At 47.1% G+C, this 19,908-nt stretch carries 19 protein-coding genes and 1 pseudogene; 19 read left to right on the top strand and 1 reads right to left on the bottom strand.

From position 1 onward, the window contains the following. Nucleotides 1-10 precede the first annotated feature (10 nt). Nucleotides 11-613 (bottom strand): hypothetical protein, encoded by a 603-nt coding sequence (locus H5203_RS11975; RefSeq protein ID WP_012368370.1) that lies wholly within the window; start codon nucleotides 611-613, stop codon nucleotides 11-13. Between the two features lie 369 nt (nucleotides 614-982). On the opposite strand from H5203_RS11975, the gene H5203_RS11980 reads away from it, so the two are divergent. The 19 genes and pseudogenes from H5203_RS11980 to H5203_RS12070 form a co-directional block, all read left to right on the top strand. After that, complete coding sequence (locus tag H5203_RS11980) at nucleotides 983-1,309, top strand: hypothetical protein (protein WP_022609746.1); 327 nt, start codon at nucleotides 983-985, stop codon at nucleotides 1,307-1,309. Between the two features lie 15 nt (nucleotides 1,310-1,324). Continuing rightward, nucleotides 1,325-1,744, top strand: coding sequence for a single-stranded DNA-binding protein (locus tag H5203_RS11985; protein WP_008305489.1), 420 nt, complete (start codon nucleotides 1,325-1,327; stop codon nucleotides 1,742-1,744). A 79-nt stretch (nucleotides 1,745-1,823) separates the two neighbouring features. Further along, the gene (gene bet / locus H5203_RS11990) at nucleotides 1,824-2,642 is read left to right on the top strand and encodes a phage recombination protein Bet (RefSeq protein WP_000414662.1); all 819 of its coding nucleotides are present in this window, start codon (nucleotides 1,824-1,826) and stop codon (nucleotides 2,640-2,642) included. 81 nt (nucleotides 2,643-2,723) lie between these two features. Beyond that, entirely contained in the window at nucleotides 2,724-2,867 is a 144-nt protein-coding gene (locus tag H5203_RS11995) for a hypothetical protein (RefSeq protein ID WP_001963282.1), read from the top strand. Nucleotides 2,868-2,927: 60 nt separating this feature from the next. Continuing rightward, entirely contained in the window at nucleotides 2,928-3,944 is a 1,017-nt protein-coding gene (locus H5203_RS12000) for a YqaJ viral recombinase family protein (protein ID WP_115113641.1), read from the top strand. A gap of 209 nt (nucleotides 3,945-4,153) precedes the next feature. After that, nucleotides 4,154-5,113 carry an AAA family ATPase gene (locus H5203_RS12005; protein ID WP_109247983.1) on the top strand — a complete coding sequence of 320 codons (960 nt, stop codon included), beginning with the start codon at nucleotides 4,154-4,156 and terminating at the stop codon, nucleotides 5,111-5,113. Then, nucleotides 5,113-5,880 (top strand): hypothetical protein, encoded by a 768-nt coding sequence (locus H5203_RS12010; RefSeq protein ID WP_067206273.1) that lies wholly within the window; start codon nucleotides 5,113-5,115, stop codon nucleotides 5,878-5,880. The genes H5203_RS12005 and H5203_RS12010 overlap by 1 nt, the downstream gene beginning before the upstream one ends. 98 nt (nucleotides 5,881-5,978) lie before the next feature. Continuing rightward, nucleotides 5,979-6,932, top strand: a complete 954-nt coding sequence (locus H5203_RS12015) for a DUF3150 domain-containing protein (RefSeq protein WP_182819782.1) — start codon at nucleotides 5,979-5,981, stop codon at nucleotides 6,930-6,932. A 61-nt stretch (nucleotides 6,933-6,993) separates the two neighbouring features. Further along, complete coding sequence (locus tag H5203_RS12020) at nucleotides 6,994-7,434, top strand: hypothetical protein (RefSeq protein WP_111804987.1); 441 nt, start codon at nucleotides 6,994-6,996, stop codon at nucleotides 7,432-7,434. Nucleotides 7,435-7,503: 69 nt separating this feature from the next. Further along, the gene (locus H5203_RS12025) at nucleotides 7,504-9,159 is read left to right on the top strand and encodes a VWA domain-containing protein (RefSeq protein ID WP_067206266.1); all 1,656 of its coding nucleotides are present in this window, start codon (nucleotides 7,504-7,506) and stop codon (nucleotides 9,157-9,159) included. Between the two features lie 86 nt (nucleotides 9,160-9,245). Continuing rightward, complete coding sequence (gene radC / locus H5203_RS12030; RefSeq protein WP_049195485.1) at nucleotides 9,246-9,743, top strand: DNA repair protein RadC; 498 nt, start codon at nucleotides 9,246-9,248, stop codon at nucleotides 9,741-9,743. Beyond that, nucleotides 9,743-10,084, top strand: coding sequence for a plasmid-related protein (locus H5203_RS12035; RefSeq protein ID WP_182819783.1), 342 nt, complete (start codon nucleotides 9,743-9,745; stop codon nucleotides 10,082-10,084). Before radC ends, H5203_RS12035 begins: the two co-directional genes overlap by 1 nt. 90 nt (nucleotides 10,085-10,174) lie before the next feature. Next, nucleotides 10,175-11,248, top strand: coding sequence for a primase-helicase zinc-binding domain-containing protein (locus H5203_RS12040; RefSeq protein ID WP_102887292.1), 1,074 nt, complete (start codon nucleotides 10,175-10,177; stop codon nucleotides 11,246-11,248). Between the two features lie 89 nt (nucleotides 11,249-11,337). After that, nucleotides 11,338-12,045: a hypothetical protein gene (locus tag H5203_RS12045; RefSeq protein WP_102887293.1), complete on the top strand. Its 708-nt coding sequence runs from the start codon at nucleotides 11,338-11,340 to the stop codon at nucleotides 12,043-12,045. 362 nt (nucleotides 12,046-12,407) lie between these two features. Next, complete coding sequence (locus H5203_RS12050) at nucleotides 12,408-13,472, top strand: hypothetical protein (protein WP_182819784.1); 1,065 nt, start codon at nucleotides 12,408-12,410, stop codon at nucleotides 13,470-13,472. A gap of 203 nt (nucleotides 13,473-13,675) precedes the next feature. Continuing rightward, nucleotides 13,676-14,620, top strand: coding sequence for a thioredoxin family protein (locus tag H5203_RS12055; RefSeq protein WP_102887295.1), 945 nt, complete (start codon nucleotides 13,676-13,678; stop codon nucleotides 14,618-14,620). Nucleotides 14,621-14,622: 2 nt separating this feature from the next. Beyond that, nucleotides 14,623-16,011 (top strand): conjugal transfer protein TraH, encoded by a 1,389-nt coding sequence (locus tag H5203_RS12060; RefSeq protein WP_102887296.1) that lies wholly within the window; start codon nucleotides 14,623-14,625, stop codon nucleotides 16,009-16,011. A 3-nt stretch (nucleotides 16,012-16,014) separates the two neighbouring features. After that, entirely contained in the window at nucleotides 16,015-19,584 is a 3,570-nt protein-coding gene (locus H5203_RS12065; RefSeq protein WP_102887297.1) for a conjugal transfer protein TraG N-terminal domain-containing protein, read from the top strand. 97 nt (nucleotides 19,585-19,681) lie between these two features. Then, nucleotides 19,682-19,801 (top strand): annotated as a pseudogene (locus H5203_RS12070) (MerR family DNA-binding transcriptional regulator); the annotation flags it as partial. Nucleotides 19,802-19,908: the final 107 nt, after the last annotated feature.

Below are 19,908 nucleotides of genomic sequence, written 5' to 3' on the forward strand. Positions count from 1 at the left end.
GAGCCGTTCGCTAGTTGGCGGGGGTATCTGTTTCCTCTTCAGTGATATCGTCATCGGTTAAAGGCACCGCTTGTTCAACCTCTGCTTCTTTACCCTTGGCTTGAGCTGATTTTCGTGCTCGAATTTCGATATCAATAATGCGTCGAGCCAGTTTGATGATGCGCTGTTGCCATGCGTAGTTACCATCAACACGTTGCTTGTTGCTAAGCACGCTAGATAACCAGAGTGTGTCCATTGAGATCATCAACGCATCGAGTTTGCGAACTAAGCCAACAAACTGGCCAACTTGGGGCGAGCTTATTTTGGCGTTGAAGGTAATTGGGTCGGTGTAGTCAGGTACTTCATCGATGCCGTTGGACTCCATTAGTTTGTCCAAACGAGCTTGTTCGCTGTCTACCGCCTTAGCGCAATCCTCGATCAACTGGCTAATGATCTGTTCCACTTCATCAATTTCGTTCTCATCGCCAATGATGCGCAGGATGACATCGATTCCGTAAAGCGCACTGACCGTCCGTCTAAAAACACGGTCAACGACACGTTGCGCCTGTAAGCTGTTAATTGTGAATGATTGTTCAAAGATGGGTTTTGAGTAATTGGGTTTTGCTTGGGCCATAAGATTTTGCTCCTGATATGACAATAATCAGTCCCTAGCCTAATCCTCTGTGCGGTAATGGCCTTTCAGCTAGGTGGAAGAATTGAGCATCTTTCTAACTATCCTGTCTGGATAAGACGGTTACACTGACTATCAAATATTGCTGATCTGTTTCAGTGATATCTGCGCCTGAGAGCATGAGCTCAAAGGAAGCCCGCCGCTGAGTTTTCTCAGTGGTACTAAGAGGTAGCTAGCCTCCTTAAACAAATAGCCTGCATGTTTTTACATGCTCAACCATGCGTTCCTTGCGGTTCGCCCTTTCACCACCCAACTGGGGGAGTTTTCCCCAGTTGGGGGTGACTCCTTCAAAACCAACATAAGGAGTCACCAATGGAATATATCTTCGGATTTATTATCCAAATCGCAGGCATTATGTTGCTTGCAAAACTGAGCTGGTCGCTTTTGCGATTGTTTGCTCGTCAAAGCGTGCGCCCGTTTCGATTTGTACTTACTCAAATCAAGCGATTGCTCACACCAACACCAAAACGTCGTCCAATGGCAGTGCCTAAAGCTCCTGGTATGCCCCGTTTGACATCTGCGTTTTACAAAGAGCCACATCAGTACGACATGGCTTTACTCGAAATACCAACCTATCTGCGTCGTCAGTCTTCTTTGCCCAGCCGGGCAGAAACGATTGTTTGCACAGAGTTCAATTAAGACGAGGAGAACATCATGAAAAACCAAGTAACACTCATAGGCTACGTTGGCTCTGAGCCAGAGACGCGAGCCTATCCATCAGGTGATTTGGTGACCAGCATTTCGCTGGCCACTTCTGAGAAATGGCGCGACCGTCAATCCAATGAGCTCAAAGAGCATACGGAATGGCATCGGGTTGTTTTTCGAGATCGTGGTGGATTTAAGTTAGGGCTAAGGGCAAAAGATTTGATCCAAAAAGGAGCGAAGCTTTTTGTTCAAGGGCCCCAGCGCACGCGCTCATGGGAGAAAGATGGCATTAAGCATCGATTGACCGAAGTGGACGCGGACGAGTTTCTGCTTCTTGATAGTGTGAATAAAGCATCTGAGCCATCACCGGCGGATGATGCGAGCTCCCAAACTAATTGGGCACAAACTTATCCTGAACCAGATTTTTAACCGAGCAAAAATGCTTTAACCCAGCCGGGAGTACTTTCCCGTCAGGGGCAGACTCCCACTTTGATTGTCGGAGTCCACAATGGAAAAACCAAAGCTAATCCAACGCTTTGCTGAGCGCTTTAGTGTCGATCCAAACAAACTGTTCGATACCCTAAAAGCAACAGCATTCAAGCAACGTGACGGTAGTGCACCTACCAATGAGCAGATGATGGCGCTCTTGGTGGTTGCAGATCAGTACGGCTTGAACCCTTTCACCAAAGAGATTTTTGCGTTCCCTGATAAACAAGCTGGAATTATTCCAGTGGTAGGTGTCGATGGATGGTCTCGCATCATCAATCAACACGACCAGTTTGATGGCATGGAGTTTAAGACTTCAGAAAACAAAGTCTCACTGGATGGCGCGAAAGAATGCCCTGAATGGATGGAATGCATCATCTATCGGCGCGACCGTTCGCACCCAGTCAAAATCACTGAGTATCTGGATGAAGTCTATCGACCACCTTTTGAAGGTAACGGCAAAAATGGCCCTTACCGTGTAGATGGTCCATGGCAGACGCACACTAAGCGAATGCTAAGACATAAATCCATGATCCAGTGTTCCCGCATTGCGTTTGGCTTTGTGGGAATTTTCGATCAAGACGAAGCAGAGCGAATTATCGAAGGCCAAGCAACACACGTTGTTGAGCCATCGGTGATTCCACCCGAGCAAGTTGATGATCGAACCCGAGGGCTTGTTTACAAGCTTATCGAGCGGGCGGAAGCTTCAAACGCTTGGAATAGTGCATTGGAATATGCCAATGAACATTTTCAGGGTGTTGAGCTGACGTTTGCGAAACAAGAAATCTTTAATGCACAGCAACAAGCAGCCAAAGCGCTCACACAGCCTTTAGCTTCTTAGCGCCACGCATTTATTTTACTAACCCTGGCGGGATTATTCTCCCGTCAGGGGGAAGGTCTCGTCTTTTTTTGGAGATCTTCCATGACTAAATCAGCCTCACTTTTTCGCTTGGTATTGGTTGTTGCCCTTGTCTTAGGTTCGATTCAAGCCGGTATAGCGGCAATTGATTCGGTTCAAGCAAGTGTTGTTCAGCACCAAACAGCGTTAGCACAAGCTGCAAAGTAACCACTTAACCCTGAAGGGGAGTTCTCTCCTTCAGGGGAGTCTCCCTTCAAAGGAGGCAATATGAAGGTTATCGACCTATCACAACGTACTCCTGCATGGCACCAGTGGCGCATTGCAGGGGTTACGGCATCTGAAGCCCCAATTATTATGGGGCGTTCACCCTACAAAACACCTTGGCGATTATGGGCAGAAAAAACCGGATTCGTATTACCGGAAGACCTGTCGAATAATCCAAATGTGCTTCGTGGTATAAGGTTGGAGCCTCAAGCAAGGCGAGCATTTGAGAATGCGCATAATGACTTTCTTCTGCCGTTATGTGCAGAAGCCGATCATAACGCAATCTTTCGAGCCAGCTTTGATGGCATCAACGATGCGGGCGAACCCGTTGAACTGAAATGTCCTTGCCAGTCAGTTTTTGAGGATGTGCAAGCTCACCGAGAACAAAGCGAGGCGTACCAGTTGTATTGGGTGCAAGTACAGCATCAAATACTGGTCGCCAATAGCACGCGAGGTTGGTTGGTTTTCTATTTTGAGGATCAACTGATTGAGTTTGAAATACAGCGAGACGCGGCGTTCTTAACTGAGTTGCAAGAAACAGCGCTTCAGTTTTGGGAGTTAGTACAGACCAAAAAAGAACCGTCAAAATGCCCTGAGCAAGATTGTTTTGTTCCCAAGGGTGAAGCCCAATACCGTTGGACATCGCTGTCTCGACAGTATTGCTCAGCACATGCCGAAGTGGTCCGACTGGAAAATCACATTAAATCTTTGAAAGAGGAAATGCGAGACGCCCAGTCAAAATTGGTCGCCATGATGGGTAACTACGCTCATGCCGACTATGCTGGGGTCAAACTCAGCCGCTACATGATGGCGGGCACGGTGGACTATAAGCAATTGGCCACCGATAAGTTAGGCGAGCTGGATGAACAGGTTTTAGCCGCTTACCGAAAAGCGCCACAAGAGCGGTTGCGCATTAGCACCAATAAGCCAGAGCAGCCCGCTGAAACACCAATCAAAATCAGTCTTGAGCAAGATAACTTGGTTCTGCCAGGTGACTCGCCGAGCTCATTTTACTTTTAACGTTCACTTGGAGCCGATTTCGGCTCCTTTCTCATGCGCTTACATCGAGTGCATCAGAAAGCAGTTTCACTCGTAGCCAATGCTGGGTACGAATGATAGAGCGAGCTGAACTCTTACATACACAGCCATACCACAATCAACACACCACCCGACGGGGACTTCATTCCCTGTTGGGGCATGGGGCCTCGTTAAAACTAATGAGGTTTACCATGACTGAACAATCCCCATTTTTGGTTCAAGTGAATCAAGCGTTTAATGTCCCGGCTCCTGATGCTTTCGTTCTGGAAGGATTTAGTGCCGACACTACCCATCCAAACATTCCCGTTCGCAAGGACGAGTATGTTTTTAGAAAAGAAGACTTACGTGACGTATTGGCGTTCTTGTCTCACCCAGACGGTGACGGTTTGTATATTACAGGCCCCACGGGATGCGGTAAGACCTCGCTAATTTGCCAAGTTGCTTCTCGATTGAATTGGCCTGTTCAGCAAATTACTGCGCACGGTCGATTGGAGTTGTCCGATCTTATCGGTCACCACACGCTGGTTAATGGCAACATGACCTTTGTGTATGGACCGCTATCGCTGGCTGTAAAGCATGGCCATTTGCTGATCATTAATGAAATGGATCTTGCTGAGCCTGCTGAACTGGCTGGACTCAATGACATTTTGGAAGGTGCCCCGTTGGTTATCGCACAAAATGGCGGTGAGATCATCATGCCACATAACAAGTTTCGTTTTATCGCTACCGGCAACAGTGCGGGCAGCGGTGACCAGACGGGCTTGTATCAAGGTGTGCTTCAACAAAATTTGGCTTTTCTTGATCGCTTTAGAATCATCGAAGCGACCTATGCAGAGCCTTCTGTAGAGGAAGCCATTCTGGAGAACGTTGCGCCGGGCTTGCCAGAAGTCTTTCGCCAGAAAATGGTGAAAGTGGCTGGTGACATTCGTCGTCTCTTTATTGGGGGCGCGGATGGCGGTGCTGAGCTTAGTATCACCATGTCCACTAGGACCTTGGTGCGCTGGGCAAAGTTAACACTTGCTTTCAAAGGTGCTCCTAACGCAGTGGAGTATGCACTGGTTCGGTCTTTGACGGCTCGTGCTGAGTTGGAGCAACGTGAAGCTATTCACCGTATTGCCGCTGATGTCTTCGGTGACCACTGGGAGGATTGATGATGGAAAAGTGCTTTGCTCTTTACCGTTACAGTCATTCTGATGGGACAGCCAAAGAATGGGCCATTTACGTTGGATCAGACACCCAGGAGATTGAAGTTCGGTTTGGAAAAGCTGGTCAAATGTCGCAGCAGCGATTGATTGACTCGACTGATCCTAACGCTGAAGCAGACCGACGAATCAATGAGAAAATCAACAAGGGTTATCGATTTGTTGGACAAGTCGGCATTGATCATCAAGGGCGGCCATTTGAACTCTCAAATGCGCTAGATAGCGTCGCGTGCGCCAATAACGTCAGTTGGGAGTTTCGTACTCGCAAGGACGTCAATGGCCAAATCTCGCTGGCTCAAAAAGCGTTGTTCGATATGGCAAAGCTGCTTGAAGCCTATGGCTTGGCTGTTATTGATGATAACCAGGTCAGGATTGGAAAATGGTCATTAGGGTTTTGCAAAAGCGGATTACCTAGTACCAATCAAATCAGCATGGTGTCAGGTGAAGGCGCTGGCATTGTTAACACTGATGATGGCCCGTGGCCATTGTTGCTGTTACTGGCCTTTAAGCGTCAATTACCACCATTGTGTTCGCTCACAGTAGCGAGTCCTGAAGGGATAGAAGTATCCGACCAACTGAAGTTGGAAAAAGATGTATTGCGGTTGCTAGGCAGTGATTTAGAGCGGGTTCGCCCGATTGCTGAAGCACTGGACTTAATGCCTGCGAAAATCGATCTCAACCAATCGTCGCCTGATTCGCAAAATTACTATTTCTGATAGTGGTATTGCCATTAGCGCGTCAACTACTACCACCCAAACGGGGGCCATTGCTCCTGTTGGGAGTGGTGCGTCCCCATCTCGCATGAGGATGCACTATGAGTATTCAAACCCTCGACAAACTTTTGATTTGTCACATCGACTGTTCCATCTGGAGCGGTAGAAAAAAACTAAGGCCTGAAGATTTCAGATTAGCCAATGGCAGCCAACTTCCACCGAAGGATGTTGCCAGCTTAGGGAGTAAAAAAATTTGCGACCCAGAGGCATTGGCGAACTTTGAACGGCTTAAAAAAGAAGCGCAGCGCTTGTGTGAGCAAGTCGGTGTGCGGTTTTTAGGTGGCTATGCCGTCCCTGAAGACCGAATTGATCAGATTGTTCCAGAGCTTGACCGGATCGGTCAGGAGTTTGCGCAGTGTAAGCAGTTGTTCTTGGACAACTATGATCAGGTGACGTTTGACTGGGTTGCGAAACACCCGGAATTTGCAGATGCAATCCGGCGTGCGCTGTCACCCATCGAAGACGTGGAACAACGGCTTCAGTTCGATTATGCCATCTATCGAATGCAACCGGCTGAACAAGCTGGAGGCTTAGATGACAAGGTCAATGGTATAGGACACACCCTCTTTAGGGAGGTGGCTCGTGATGCCAATGAACTGTTTGAGCGTTCCGTTGCAGGCAAGAATCAAATCAGTCAGCGAGCCCTTAATCCGCTCAAGCGATTAAGAGACAAGTTGGATGGTTTGTCCTTCCTGGATCATCGAGTTCAGCCGATGGTTGAAGCGATGGACAATTTATTTGTTCGTCTGCCGAAGACCGGCCCTGTGACAGACAATCTCTATCACGAACTGATGGCGACCATTTTAATTTTGTCTGATCCAGACAAGATGAGAATGCACGGTGAAGGTCAATTGGATATCAGACAACTGATGCCCAAACCTGAACCTAAACCCGCACAGCCAGTATCTGCTCAGGCAGATAACTTACGTGCAATACCACAACCAACCGTCAGACCAAACCTTGGTTCGACTGTACCAAACTCATTTTATTTCTAACGTCCTTGAGGGCATGTTGCCCTTAAGGGCGCATGTCCTCTGAACTATGTAAGAGGAAATTATGCAATCAACCATCCATAACCCCAGCCAACTGAACCAGTTTGAACCGCATTTTCGTGGTGTGACTGATGCGGTTGAAAGTGAATCGATACCAGAAGTGGCGTGTTGTCGAACGTTAGTACAACGGTCGTACTCAACACATAGTGTCTTGATCCCCAAGAACCCTGTTTTGATCGCAGATGCGGACGCACAAGGAGTTTGGGTAACGGCCATGGTATTTGTTCCAAACATGGCATTGCAGCAAACCGCTTTTGAGCGGGCCTGGCTGCAATATCAGCACGAGGTGTCTACTCAGTTACAAGACCAGTACGGTCTGACATTGGATGACATCCTGAGTTTAGACCAGCTTAAAACGTCATTTGAGCAGCACGAGAGTCCAGCTCAATTGGTGGCTTGGTTAGGTCAAAAATATGACCTGGATAAGCTAAAAGCACAGGTTTAAACACTTACATTCCCAGCGGGGAAACGCTCCCGCTGAGGGAGTATTCCCCCTAATGATTAGGAGACTCCCATGAATCATCCATTAAAAAACGCACTGCCAATCGTTGCCGCCGCTTATGGCGAAAAGTTTGGTGTGAAGGTGCTTATTCAAGGACAAGATGCGTTTACCGATGGTGAGCGGATTGTGATCCCAACAGCAAACCCAGACGACCCACACTATCAACAGATAGCTTGGGGTTATCTGGCTCATGAAGCGGCGCATATTCGGCATACCAATTTTGACATGGTGAAGAAGGCGTCGTCTAAGCCGATCCGTAAGGCACTTCTCAATATTATTGAGGATGTGCGCATTGAAAACGAATTGGCAAAGGATTACCCCGGAACCCGGCGCAGTATTTCGCAAGTGATTGAGTACATGGTGGACACACAGCAAATGTGTGTACCTGAACAGCCTGAGCCTGCATCTAACTTGCAAGCCTGGTTGTTGTTTCGCTTGAGATGCCATTTTCTGGGCCAGAAAGCACTGACGCCTTTGTATCAAGCTGTTGATGAAAGGGTGAGACAACTCTTTCCTGCCGCAGCGATGAGCCGGTTAAGCGCCATGCTGACAGCAGTGCCTAGCCTGGCATCTACAGGTGAAGTGCTGAAACTTGTCGATGCCATCGTTGCCATGTTGGAAGAAGAATCTCGTCCACCACAGGATGAGTCGGATGCTGATAACGGTGATGACATTGGACAAGATGCGAGTAATGACAGCAATAGCAGTAGTGACAGTCAAACCCCGGAAACAGGTTCGTCTGCAACGGGGGATGCTGCTGAAACGGGAGATTCTGATAACTCTGATCAAGCTGACAATTTGCGACAAGCCTTAGAGGCCAGTGCCGCTCAGTTTGAATCCGATACCTTTGCACAAGTGGCAGAAGTGTTGTCGGAACAAGCTGAAGGACATCAGGGTGTCACTCCACTCAGTTTGCCCCAAGCAGAGCAGGCTATGTTGGGTGATGAGGCCATCTTGACCTTATCGGCGTCTGAGTCCGCTCAAATTCGAGCCCGACTTAGGGGCATGGTTCAGTCCAGTCAGGACAATCGGAATCATGCCAAAAGGCACGGTCTTCGAGTTGCAACCCATCGTCTTGCCGCTTCACAAGCCGGTGAGTCGAGATTGTTTATTCAAAGGCAACCTCGCATTGCGCCTAATGCTGCTGTGCACTTGCTGGTCGATATATCGGGTTCAATGGGTAAACCCATTGGCGAAGGTAATCGAAAGTACTTTCATGTTGCCAATGAAGCCGCTTTGGCTTTGGCCATGGCACTGGAAGGCATACCGGGTGTTGTACCTGCGGTCAGTTATTTTCCTGGTATTCATCAGGAAGTTTCTATCGCGTTATTGCCCAAGCAATCGGTTCGACATCGGGCCGCCTGTTTTGACCAAAAACCACGAGGTTGTACGCCTATGGCACAAGCGATGTGGTTTGCGGCAAACAGTTTGTTAGCGCAAAAACAGAAGCGAAAGCTAATGATAGTGCTAACCGATGGTGACCCAGATGATTGGGCTGCCACGCATGACATTGTTGACCGGTGCAGACGCAGTGGCTTTGAGCTGCTGGGGATCGGGATTCAAACACGCAGTGTTGAGAAATTCTTTCCTCAAAGCATCGTGATTAACGACGTCAAAGATCTGAAGCGTGAGTTATTCGAAGTAACACAACAACTGTTAATTCAGTAACCACATCAACTTTACCACCCTGCGGGGACGATTCCGTCCCCTTCAGGGCATGGGTTCGTCTCCGCTTTTTTTTTGGGGAGACTCCTATGAAAAACAAAAAGTTCTTAGCTGGCGAAGAAGCCGGTACTTATATCGTTCCTGAGCAAGTGACTGAAGCGGATATCTTAGATATGGCGCTCAAGCTTGCCCGTGGTCGATTGAGTAAAGGTCGAAAAATTGAACAGCCATCGTCGGCGTTCTCATACCTGCAAACACTGATGCACGAGTATGAGCACGAAGTCTTTGGCGTGCTGTTTCTTGATACAAAGCATCGTGTCATTCGATTTGAAGAGCTGTTCAAAGGCACTTTAGATGCGGCGAGCGTGTATCCAAGGGAAGTAACAAAACGAGCGCTAGAACTTAATGCGGCAGCAGTGATACTGGTTCATAACCATCCATCGGGTGATCCTGAACCCAGTGAAGCTGATAAACGCATCACTCATCGACTCCGTGACGCCTTGTCACTTGTTGATATTCGAACGCTTGACCATGTCGTGGTCGCATACGAGGGCTGCGTTTCGCTTGCCGAACGCGGTTATCTTTAATGAATGGGGGCATTGCCCATTCACCTTCATCACAAAAGCAGTCCCATCAACACACGTTATCACAGCTCGAATTTCTATTTGAGTTTAATGATGCCCCAGTCACTTGGTCTGACACGGAAATCTGGCAGTTACGCGAAGGCATTCTATTGGATGCGATCCGTGTATTGCTGGACGGTCGTGTCAGTACTCGGTTGCGCAAGGATGTGTTGTCGTGGATTCAAAATGACGAAATTGCGCCATTTTGCTTTCGTGTTTGCGCGATGGCTGCGGTTGTCGATCCTGATGTGCTTCGTGAGTCCATCATGTGGCTATTAAGACGACATGGTATCCAGCTTGACTAACGCTCCTGTATTAACCGAACGGCTAATGCAGGACCCAAGCTGACTTTTACCACCTGTGGTAGGAGTCGGCATTTTACTGAAGGAGGTTATATGGCGTTACCTTTACAAATTGAAACAGTAAGGCCATATCTTAATGGCCAATGGCTTCAAATACTGGCGGCGTTGGTGCCAGAACTTGATGCCGCTATTGCTCGAAAAGGCCGTCATGTGGCTTGTCCTGTTCATGGCGGTCGTGATGGCTTTAGGCTGTTCAAAGATGCTGAATATACCGGTGGTGGCGTTTGTAATACCTGCGGTATCTTTCATGATGGCTTTGAACTGTTGTCTTGGATTAATGGGTGGAACTTTGCTCAGTCTATTGAAGCAATTGGCCAAGTTCTTGGTATTCAACCCGGACAAATACAAGCACCTTCTCGGGCAATAACGCGTAACGCTGTTGATTGGAAGGCTAGAAAGCAGGACGAGGACAAAGCGATTATCCATCGCTTGAATCAAACCTGGGGAGAAACGCTATCTCTTGCAGATGCTCGTGCGCAACCAGTTTGGAACTACTTGCATCGTCGTGGCATTGTTACCCGGCTTCGTCCTGAATGGGATTCGGTGCTGAGGTTTCATCCAAACTTGCCTTACCATGATGAAGATGGTCTGTTTATCGATAGCTACCCAGCGCTGCTAGGTAAAATCGTTACTCAGCAAGGGCGTTCGGCCACGTTTCATCGGATCTACCTAAGTGAAGATGGATTCAAAGCGCCGGTTGAAAAGCCTAAAAAGATGATGCCCATACCAAGTGACAGAACAATCACTGGCGGTGCCATTCCGATTGGTGAGCCTGGTGAAGTATTAGGTGTTTCTGAAGGCATCGAAACAGCTTTAGCGGTTACCAGAGCAACGGGACAAACATGTTGGTCGGTTGTGAATGCAACCCTACTGGCTAGGTTTGAACCACCAAGTAATGTGAAAATGCTGTACATCTGGGCAGATCACGATCTCTCTGAGACCGGCCTGAATGCAGCGAATGAACTCAAGAAAAAAGCCTGGCAAAAAGGCATTCTGACACAAGTCCTGATCCCCCCGATACCAACGTCACTCGGCGTGAAAAGTTGGGATTGGAATGATGTGCTGAATGTTTACGGTGCCATGGGCTTTCCGAAAGTTCATATCTGATCCAAGGGGCTTCGGCCCCTTTTTTTGCGCCTTGCATATTTGAAAAAACATGGAGAATGAAAAAAAGATAACCAATAGGAGAAACAAACATGATGGTATTAACCCTGTTAACAAAGCAGATTGATGGTGAGTTTACGGTTTACTGGAAGACCGGCCTTCGAAGAGGTGGTGAGCTAAAGGTCGATTTAGGTGAGCAATACGACAAGCTACCTGAGCAGCAAAAGCCAATTGCAGCTGAGCTCTATGCGATTCACCACCTATTGTCAGTGAAAGAGGTGATGGGGAGTAACCGAAGCGGCAATGGGCTTCAAATCCGAGTCAGTAAAGGAGCCATCAAAAAGTTACAGAAACAACGCTCAACTCAGCATTCACTTTACAGCCTGACTAGGTTCTTGCTCACTCGATACCAGGAAGCACAGATCTCGGTAGAGAAGCGGGACGATTGGCTCTCATATCTCTTCGAGGAATACAGTGTGGATAATGTTACGGTGAGAGACATCGATGAGGTAATAAATGTTCCGAACATTGGACCTGTCGTGGTGACTCATCATGCACTGGATCGGTTTGTGGAACGGCTTTCAGACGGCGTACCTAAGCATCCTTGGAAGGCTTTGTGCTCAAAGCTGCTATGTTCGGGGCTAACTAAAACTCAGTTGCCAGAAAACGTCGCTATCCAAAAAGCAAAAAAATATGCCCAAGAGGCCGAGTTCTGGCAGCATGTGGGGAGCAAAATGTACTTTGTCATGGTTCCAAGTTGCTCAATTAAAATTTTGGTTACGGTTATTGCAGTAAAGTGAGCTAACGTAGTATTCGAAGTTTCTGAATATTGCTTTATGTGCCAGAAGTAGACGTTAGAGGTCTACCTTGAGCACTGATCTGGTCGATTCATCTTTTCCTTTTTTGAACTGCACGATCCATACGTTTTCAGTTTTTCTTTGTGATGGTTGCCTGAATTTCAAAAATCCTATATATTTTTTAGTGGCGCTAGCCACACTTGCACACGAGTGAAAAACAGCAAATTGACCTGAAAAGGCGTATAGAGAACCCAATATTTACTTAAATTTTAATTATACATACATGGCTTGAGAGATCATGTTGTAATCGTGTGTAGCAATGATTGATAACGGTTAATAACTGTCTCAAGCATATGGATATGTATATGAAAAGTTTAAAACCCATCATTTTTACGGCTCATTCTGAGTTAAAAACAGCAATTCCATCAATAAAGAAAAGCCATTTATACGAAGCGTTCGCAGCATTTTGCGGCTTTAAAAGCTACGCGGCATTTCAAGTTGCCTCTGAATATAGAGTTGAAAACCTTGAGAACGCAAATAGACAGTGCTTTGAGCGCTTGCAAGCTTTGGATTTTGATGCAGGTGTTACGCTTCAAGTATGCCAGCGAATCCAGCAAGCTTGGGAGCAATTTAACATTATCTCTTTAGATGATGTTTATGCATTTTATGCTGAGGCTTCTTTTGAAGAAGCATTAGGTGAAACACGAATGCTAGGTGTTTTAACCTCATTCATAGATGCAAATGACTCAGAAGCGATATTGGTTGGTCTTGTTGTAGCTGCGACATTATTGGCTGAATATGAAGGCAATCCGGATAACAGAAGTGGCGAGTTCTGGTATAACAAAAAACTAGCTGGTCATTCGCTTAATGTAATTCAGTCTGACGTTGCTGAGCAATACCAGAAAATCGTCCCTTATCGAGAGCTTTTAACGCTGGTATTAAAGAAATTTGAAAACAGTAATGATGCGGTATTTCCAATTCCTTCATCGTTGAAACCAATCTATGATCAATGTGGTGACGGCCATAGCCACTGCTGGAGTGGCTATTTTTATGATGATCCTTATGTTGTGATTGAGGCTATTGGATATGCTTTGCATTGTCATGACGAAGATGAGCCAGTAATCCCAATTAGTTTTTATCTTGATTGGCTAAAAGCTGAAATGATTGTTGCTCCGTCACGCGAAGGGTTGATTGAAATAATCGAAGCTACGATTAGTGAAACTGAAAAGTGGTTTTGGTATTACGTTGGTCTACAGGATGATATCGACGTAACCAAAGATTGTTACAGGGCAATCAATGCTGACACTGGTGAAGATTATGATGATTATGGGCCAGCAGTAGCTGTTGGCGATGACGGTGTAGCGCTTCCAATTATTTCTGACGACTTAAAACTTAAACTAAAAACTGTTGCTCAAAAGCTTATCTCTTAATCTTTGAGATAAAAGTGATGGCTATGCTGAGGCTTAGCCTTTCGCTCAAAGCGTAAAATCATATCTTTTGTTCATTAACGTTAGCTGTTGTTACTAGTCACAACAGCTAGTCAGAAACACACACAATTCCTTCATCTATCTGGCCAATCGCTCTTACCGGGATCATTAGCATGTTAGCTCTATGAAATTTTCTGGAGCTGACAATGAGAACGCCTTTGTTACCTTGGTTTATCCTATGGGTGACCATCCCAATCATTATTTTCTTTCTATTCATCTTACCCGCCTATGCCAGTGACGAGCCATTCTATCAGCGTGGTCAGGAAGGCTGGTTTTGGTATCAGGTCATTCCTGAGCCAGCGGAGGCTGAAGAGCTTATTAAGCCGGAATCTGGTGCGGCAGAGTCGAGTCAGAGCGGGCTAAAGCCTTTCAGTGCTGCCTGGTTTCGTGAGCACATGCAGTCGTTCATGGACAAGGCAATTGATGAGCCGACGAATGAGAACGTCAGAGCCTATCTGTATCTCCAGCGCGTCATGATGGATAAGGGTTCACAGTTTGCTGATGTTAGTCAGCAGGTAGTCATGGGCGATCCAGTTTTGGATGAAATCAGTCGCAGACCCTTGGCTACCTATGCTGCCAATCGGATGGATCGAGAAGCTGGCGCTCAACGAGATATTGCTTTAGGTGAAGTAGCAAAACGGGCTGGCTTATTCTTCTTCTATCGTTCTGATTGCCCTTACTGCCATGCTCAAGCGCCTATCATCGAATCAATGGCTTTGAACTATGGTTTCGAGGTGTTTGCTATTGCAGTCGATGGCTTGCCTTTACCGGGTGGAGAGTTTCCTAATTACAAAGTCGATTCAGGACAAGCTCAATCCTTGTCCGTTACGACTGTCCCTGCCGTATTCTTAGTTGATCCGCCTAATGTCATCACTCCGATTGGCCAAGGCGCAATGAGCCTTGATGAGCTCAATAATCGAATTATTCTCGCAGCCCATCAAGCCGGTTGGATTGACGATCAAACTTACTATGCCACCAGACCTGTTCAGCCCGGCGTGTCACTCGCGATGTCAGCCCAAGAGCTTAATGAGAAGATATTACAGGACCCTGAGTTCCTTGTTCGCTATCTGCGTGCACAAGGAGGGTTATAACGATGAAAAAAGTATTACGAGTATCGCTAATCGTCTGTGCGATTGGTTTTTCGTCTATGAGCCAAGCAAGCTTGCAACAGGAGATGAACCAGTTATTTGGTTCAATGACCAACAGCACTGCGCCTGGTGTATTCGAGAGTCAGCGGCGTGGCGTTATATCTGGCGGAAGTGTTGTTGTTCGTAACAGGATCATGAACGAGAACCTCGTCTCTATGGTGCCTCCGTCATTCCAAGCCGGTTGTGGCGGCATTGATATGTTCGCTGGAAGTTTGTCATTTGTTAATGCAGATCAGTTTGTTCAATTACTTCGCTCTGTAGCGGCAAATGCCAAGGGATACGCATTCCAATTGGCGCTCAGTGCTATGTGTGAGAAATGTTCCCAGCACATGGAGACTCTGCAAAAGAAAATCCAGCAGTTGAACGAGTATTTTGGCAATTCCTGTCAAATGGCTCAGGGAGTCGTGAACGATACCCTGGCCGCCTTTGGTAAGAAGGGGCAAACAGAAGCCAGCATGTTGAGCTCACTTAAAGGGGCTGGAGACATTTTTACCAGTTGGAGTGAATCCAATGGTAAGAACCCTTACGAGAATGCTTCAAGTGTCGCGGCATCTGATGTGAACAAAACGATTAAAGGCAACTTGGTTTGGCGAGCACTGAAACGTCACTCTGCATCAAGCTGGTTTGCATCGGGGGATGACCGTTTTCTAGAAGCGGTTATGTCTGTGACGGGTTCGATCATTGTTGGTGATCTAGCTAATGCCGCTGATGGCCAAGGTAAAGCCCCAAAACTGACCAGGCTGAATGGCAATAAAGTGACTATTGAGCATCTAATTCACGGCGGTAACGTCGCTATGTACCGATGTGACACAGTGACGCAAGACGGTTGTCTGAACCCGACAATTACTAACGTGACTCTTACTGGGTTATCAACCCAGGTAGAAAATTTACTTCTAGGTACAGGTTCTAGTAACGGCATTATTTTTAAATTTGCTCGAAATACAGGGGCAGCTAGCACCACTGAAAAAGCTTTTATGACCTCGGCTCCTGCAAGCATTGGCGGCATGATTCGAACACTTTCTGCATTAAATGAAGGGGCTGCTAGGTCGTTTGCTTCAAGAGCTGCGCCATTTATTGCTGTTGAGATGGCCCAAGCATTGGTTGAAGACATGCTCAATGCAGCTAGAAGTACCTCCGGTGTGGAAGATCATGCCTATGCGAAGTTATTAACGGAAGACCTTGAACGTGCACGTCGCCAAATCAATGAGGAGTACGCTGCGTTGCAGCGAAGATACGGCTCAGAGCAAGAATTGCTGGCGCATTTTAACCAGGTGATTCAGACCATTCGCAAACAGCGTTATTACACCGTTAAATCTACGGCACTGGGGGAATAGGTCATGTGGGAGATCTATTCCATCGGGGATTCGGCATTTTTAGAGCAGGTCTTGAACGCTGTCGCGATGATTACTGGTACAGGCGACTTTACTTCAATGGTTCGCATTGGCTTGCTCATTGGGGTATTGATGGTCTCTGTTCAGGCCTTAATGCAAGGCGGTCGTGGCATTAACTTTCAACACGTTTTAGTCTCATGGTTAGTCTTTGCAACCATGTTTGGACCCAGTACCCGAGTGAGCATTGAGGATGCGTACACGGGACAAGTTCGAGTGGTTGATAATGTGCCCATCGGTGTTGCTGCCGCAGGCAGTACGATTTCAACTGTCGGCTTTCAAATCACGCGATTGTTTGAAACGGCGTTCTCAACTCCCGCCATGACGGAATACGGCTTTGCATCCAGTTTACAGTCACTGATTAAAGTGAGAAAACAGGTGATGGATCGCTCTGGGTTGGGTGATGCAAATCGTGTCGGCGGCTCGGACATCGAGCAATCGTGGTTTAACTACATCAAAGAGTGCACCTTGATTGGTATCGACATTGGCCAAAAGAACCTCGATCAGGTGCTGAGTGATCCTAACCCGATGACTGCGATTAGGTTTGATTCGCGCATTTATGGCACGCGCATCATGCTCAGTGGTAGCAGTAGAGATCTGGACTGCACTGATGCCTACAGCCAACTGAAACTCATGACAGAATCAACCTTCATTCCAAGGCTTAAACAGGTTCTGTCAGCCTCATTGGGGACTTCGTCAGCCACGGACACTGATGACGTGATCCGAAATGCACTGAATAACCTTGGTTTGGCTTCGGTTAACACCCAAGAGTACATGACCGCGTCGGTGCTTTTGCCTATTTATGAGCAAAGCGTGACGGGCAAGTATATGGATGATCAAGCTTTCACCGCAGCCGTTATGGTTAACCAAGCGATTGAGCAGCGCAATACGCAATGGGCGGCGGAGCAGACTCTGTTCCAAAGTATTGTTCGTCCGATGATGACGTTTTTTGAGGGATTCATTTACGCCATCACCCCTTTGATGGCCTTTGTGATAGCCCTTGGCCAAATCGGGATGCGAATGGCTGGGAAGTACTTGTTAATCCTGCTTTGGATTCAACTTTGGATGCCTGTCATGGCCATCATTAACCTGTATATTCATTTAACCGTTGCAGGGAAAATGTCGGCTCTTGATGCCTTTGCAGGTACAGAAGTGCCATCTTTTGCTGGGATGATGCAGATGGATTCAGTGCTGCAAACCTGGATAGCTACTGGCGGCATGTTGGCGTCGAGTGTTCCGGCAATTTCGCTCATGCTCGTGTATGGCTCAGCAATAACCGCTACCCACTTGGCTGGACGTCTTCAAAACGGTGATGCCATTGATGAAAAGCTGGCAAGTCCAGATGTCGCGAAAAATGCCCCGGTGATGCAATCACAGTCAATGTTCCAAAATTCAGCCCTCACGGGTTCTGCAATGACCGGCGCGTCAAACTTACTAAGCAGTTTCTCTGTCGGAAACGCAGTGGGTTCAATGGTCGGCTCTGCAAAAGAATCCATGACTCAGGCAACTCAAGCCTTTAGCCGTCAGGTTGGCAATACCATGAGTCGAACCTTTGGTGAAAAGCTAAGTTACGACAACCTTTCTTCGGTTGGACGTCAGATCGGTTCTTCTAATTCCGCATCTAGCGCCGTTGTTAATCAGGTCACTGATGACCTGCAAACACGGTATGGTTTCGGAGACGATAAAAAAGACGCTGTACGTGGCTTGGTATCGGGCGTGTTATCGGGAGGCCTAAGGGTCGGTGGAGATGGAACCATTACAAATACCGATGATAAAGAAGTAGCAGATAAAGGCTTCTTGGGAAGATTACTTGGTACAGGGGGGAATGACTCCCGACAAGGTAACTTGCCTGGAGTCGATAAGCCCGAATCCTCAAGAGTGCCAAAAATATCACGGTTACGAGCAGGCTTGGATTTAGGTGGAAACTTTAGTGGCCAAGTTGAGTCGTCAGAAGGCAGTTCTCGATCAACGACCGCAAATACACTCACTGGGGAAATGCAAAGCTTGGCATCGAGTGATTCACGACGTGCTGAGTATCGCGATGCAATGGTTAAGGACCTTTCAGATTCAAGACGTTCTGGCGTTGAAATGTCGTTGTCTAACCAAGACTATCAGTCACTTCAGAGTTCAGCACAAGACGTTATCACGGCATCAAACCGCTTTAGTGAGCTTGATCAGGCCAGCTACAGTCTATCAGGACAAAGGAACACGGATGGTTCGACGTTAACTCGATTAGCAGCGGATAATCCTGAAGTCATGGATTATTTAGGTCGCTATATGAACCAGCATGTTGAAGCAGGTAACCGATTACGTGAAAACCTTCCAATGTATCAGCGCTTGCTACCTGATGATAATCAGGCGTATGTGGCCGCAGCTATGGAGTCTTTAACCTATAGCAACTCCTCAACGCCCGCTGAACGAGACAATGATTATCAAGCAGCAATGACTGTTATGGCCATGGCTACCGGAGCCGATTTACGATCAATTCAACCGCGCTCTAATGAAGGCTTGTCATCAGCTGCACCTACTTTTGGTGGTGCTCAAAGCCAAGTTGAATCGGGTGTATTGGGCGGCTACGAGGATGCAGCAACAGTTCAAACTCAGTTCAACGCAGCTCAATCGGCTTACCAAACCAATCTGTCTGGTATAGATGGACAGTTGAATGCGCATCAGCAGCAAGCCCAACAGGCCGTAGCTACTGACACAAGTACCTATCAATCTGAACTAAACAGTGAAGCTGGATCTCAGTGGCGATCACGTATTATGGCTGATGATAGCGGAGTTTCTGGTGCTGAAATGTTCTTCAACAGCGCCAGTGCTATTGGTGATTTCAGTGGCAAGCATACTGATGCAGCTCTGCATACCCTGAATCACTTTGGCGAAGACTATGAGAGTTACAAAGAACAAGCGCTTGAAGATCCTGGCTCACGAGGTTTCTTGCACAACGCTACTGTGGCCAGCAAATCAACCTGGGATGGCTTAAAAGCCGCCGTTGATGCCGGAACCTCTTTGGAAAACCCATTGACGGCGTTTAATGATGCATACAGTGGATCGAGTTCGCAGTATGCCTCCGAAGTAAACTGGGGCACTAAGTCTGAAGCCATGTTGGCGGGGGCATTCGGTGCGGCAGTTAATAATCGATATGGTGAGTTTCTAGAGCAGTATGCTGATGATTTTAAACAGGAAGCATACAGCGAAGGGCAGAGAATGGGATTGACCCCGATTCAAAGTCAAGTTTTCGCTCAAGCTTTCAATGAAGGTTTGGCGGGGCGCGTTTTCAACTCTGAAGACTCATCGAGTTGGTCGCCTGAAATGCTTGGTCTAAGGGAGCAAATGCTAAATGAGTATCGTCAAAAGGATGAGAGTGGCGCTTACATCTCTGACAGTGTGTCTGATGAAGATAAAGCATTTGTGGATAAGCAGATTGCAGTGATCTCAAATGCATCCCTTGCGGGAGATTATGCTCAGAACAACTTGATCGATATTAGGGCATATAACCAGGCATCAGGAAATAAATAAAACAAGGAGTAGAAGCTCAAGGCTAACGAAGTTTTATGGCTTAATTACGTAGATAGGGATATATTTCTCCGTACTTAGATACGGAGAAATATAACACATGTACACAATTGGAAAATTAGCCGAACAAGCTAGTATCAATGTTGAGACTGTTCGTTATTACGAACGACGTGGTCTTATAGAAAAACCTGAAAAACCGCATCTAGGGAAGGTGCGATTTAATCAGTCATGACGATCCAGAGCCTGGATATCCTCCTTACGCGGCAAAGTAAGCACCCCAGTTTGGACAATATTTAATCTCCCCCATCAACTCAGGGTAAGCAAAAT

Source organism: Pseudoalteromonas sp. SG41-1, assembly GCF_014164575.1.
Lineage (GTDB): Bacteria > Pseudomonadota > Gammaproteobacteria > Enterobacterales > Alteromonadaceae > Pseudoalteromonas > Pseudoalteromonas rhizosphaerae.

Bases quoted from the DNA above. Each gene is read 5' to 3' on its own strand.
- H5203_RS11975 (WP_012368370.1), bottom strand. From the start codon at position 613: ATGGCCCAAGCAAAACCCAATTACTCAAAACCCATCTTTGAACAATCA.
- H5203_RS11980 (WP_022609746.1), top strand. From the start codon at position 983: ATGGAATATATCTTCGGATTTATTATCCAAATCGCAGGCATTATGTTG.
- H5203_RS11985 (WP_008305489.1), top strand. From the start codon at position 1,325: ATGAAAAACCAAGTAACACTCATAGGCTACGTTGGCTCTGAGCCAGAG.
- bet (WP_000414662.1), top strand. From the start codon at position 1,824: ATGGAAAAACCAAAGCTAATCCAACGCTTTGCTGAGCGCTTTAGTGTC.
- H5203_RS11995 (WP_001963282.1), top strand. From the start codon at position 2,724: ATGACTAAATCAGCCTCACTTTTTCGCTTGGTATTGGTTGTTGCCCTT.
- H5203_RS12000 (WP_115113641.1), top strand. From the start codon at position 2,928: ATGAAGGTTATCGACCTATCACAACGTACTCCTGCATGGCACCAGTGG.
- H5203_RS12005 (WP_109247983.1), top strand. From the start codon at position 4,154: ATGACTGAACAATCCCCATTTTTGGTTCAAGTGAATCAAGCGTTTAAT.
- H5203_RS12010 (WP_067206273.1), top strand. From the start codon at position 5,113: ATGATGGAAAAGTGCTTTGCTCTTTACCGTTACAGTCATTCTGATGGG.
- H5203_RS12015 (WP_182819782.1), top strand. From the start codon at position 5,979: ATGAGTATTCAAACCCTCGACAAACTTTTGATTTGTCACATCGACTGT.
- H5203_RS12020 (WP_111804987.1), top strand. From the start codon at position 6,994: ATGCAATCAACCATCCATAACCCCAGCCAACTGAACCAGTTTGAACCG.
- H5203_RS12025 (WP_067206266.1), top strand. From the start codon at position 7,504: ATGAATCATCCATTAAAAAACGCACTGCCAATCGTTGCCGCCGCTTAT.
- radC (WP_049195485.1), top strand. From the start codon at position 9,246: ATGAAAAACAAAAAGTTCTTAGCTGGCGAAGAAGCCGGTACTTATATC.
- H5203_RS12035 (WP_182819783.1), top strand. From the start codon at position 9,743: ATGAATGGGGGCATTGCCCATTCACCTTCATCACAAAAGCAGTCCCAT.
- H5203_RS12040 (WP_102887292.1), top strand. From the start codon at position 10,175: ATGGCGTTACCTTTACAAATTGAAACAGTAAGGCCATATCTTAATGGC.
- H5203_RS12045 (WP_102887293.1), top strand. From the start codon at position 11,338: ATGATGGTATTAACCCTGTTAACAAAGCAGATTGATGGTGAGTTTACG.
- H5203_RS12050 (WP_182819784.1), top strand. From the start codon at position 12,408: ATGAAAAGTTTAAAACCCATCATTTTTACGGCTCATTCTGAGTTAAAA.
- H5203_RS12055 (WP_102887295.1), top strand. From the start codon at position 13,676: ATGAGAACGCCTTTGTTACCTTGGTTTATCCTATGGGTGACCATCCCA.
- H5203_RS12060 (WP_102887296.1), top strand. From the start codon at position 14,623: ATGAAAAAAGTATTACGAGTATCGCTAATCGTCTGTGCGATTGGTTTT.
- H5203_RS12065 (WP_102887297.1), top strand. From the start codon at position 16,015: ATGTGGGAGATCTATTCCATCGGGGATTCGGCATTTTTAGAGCAGGTC.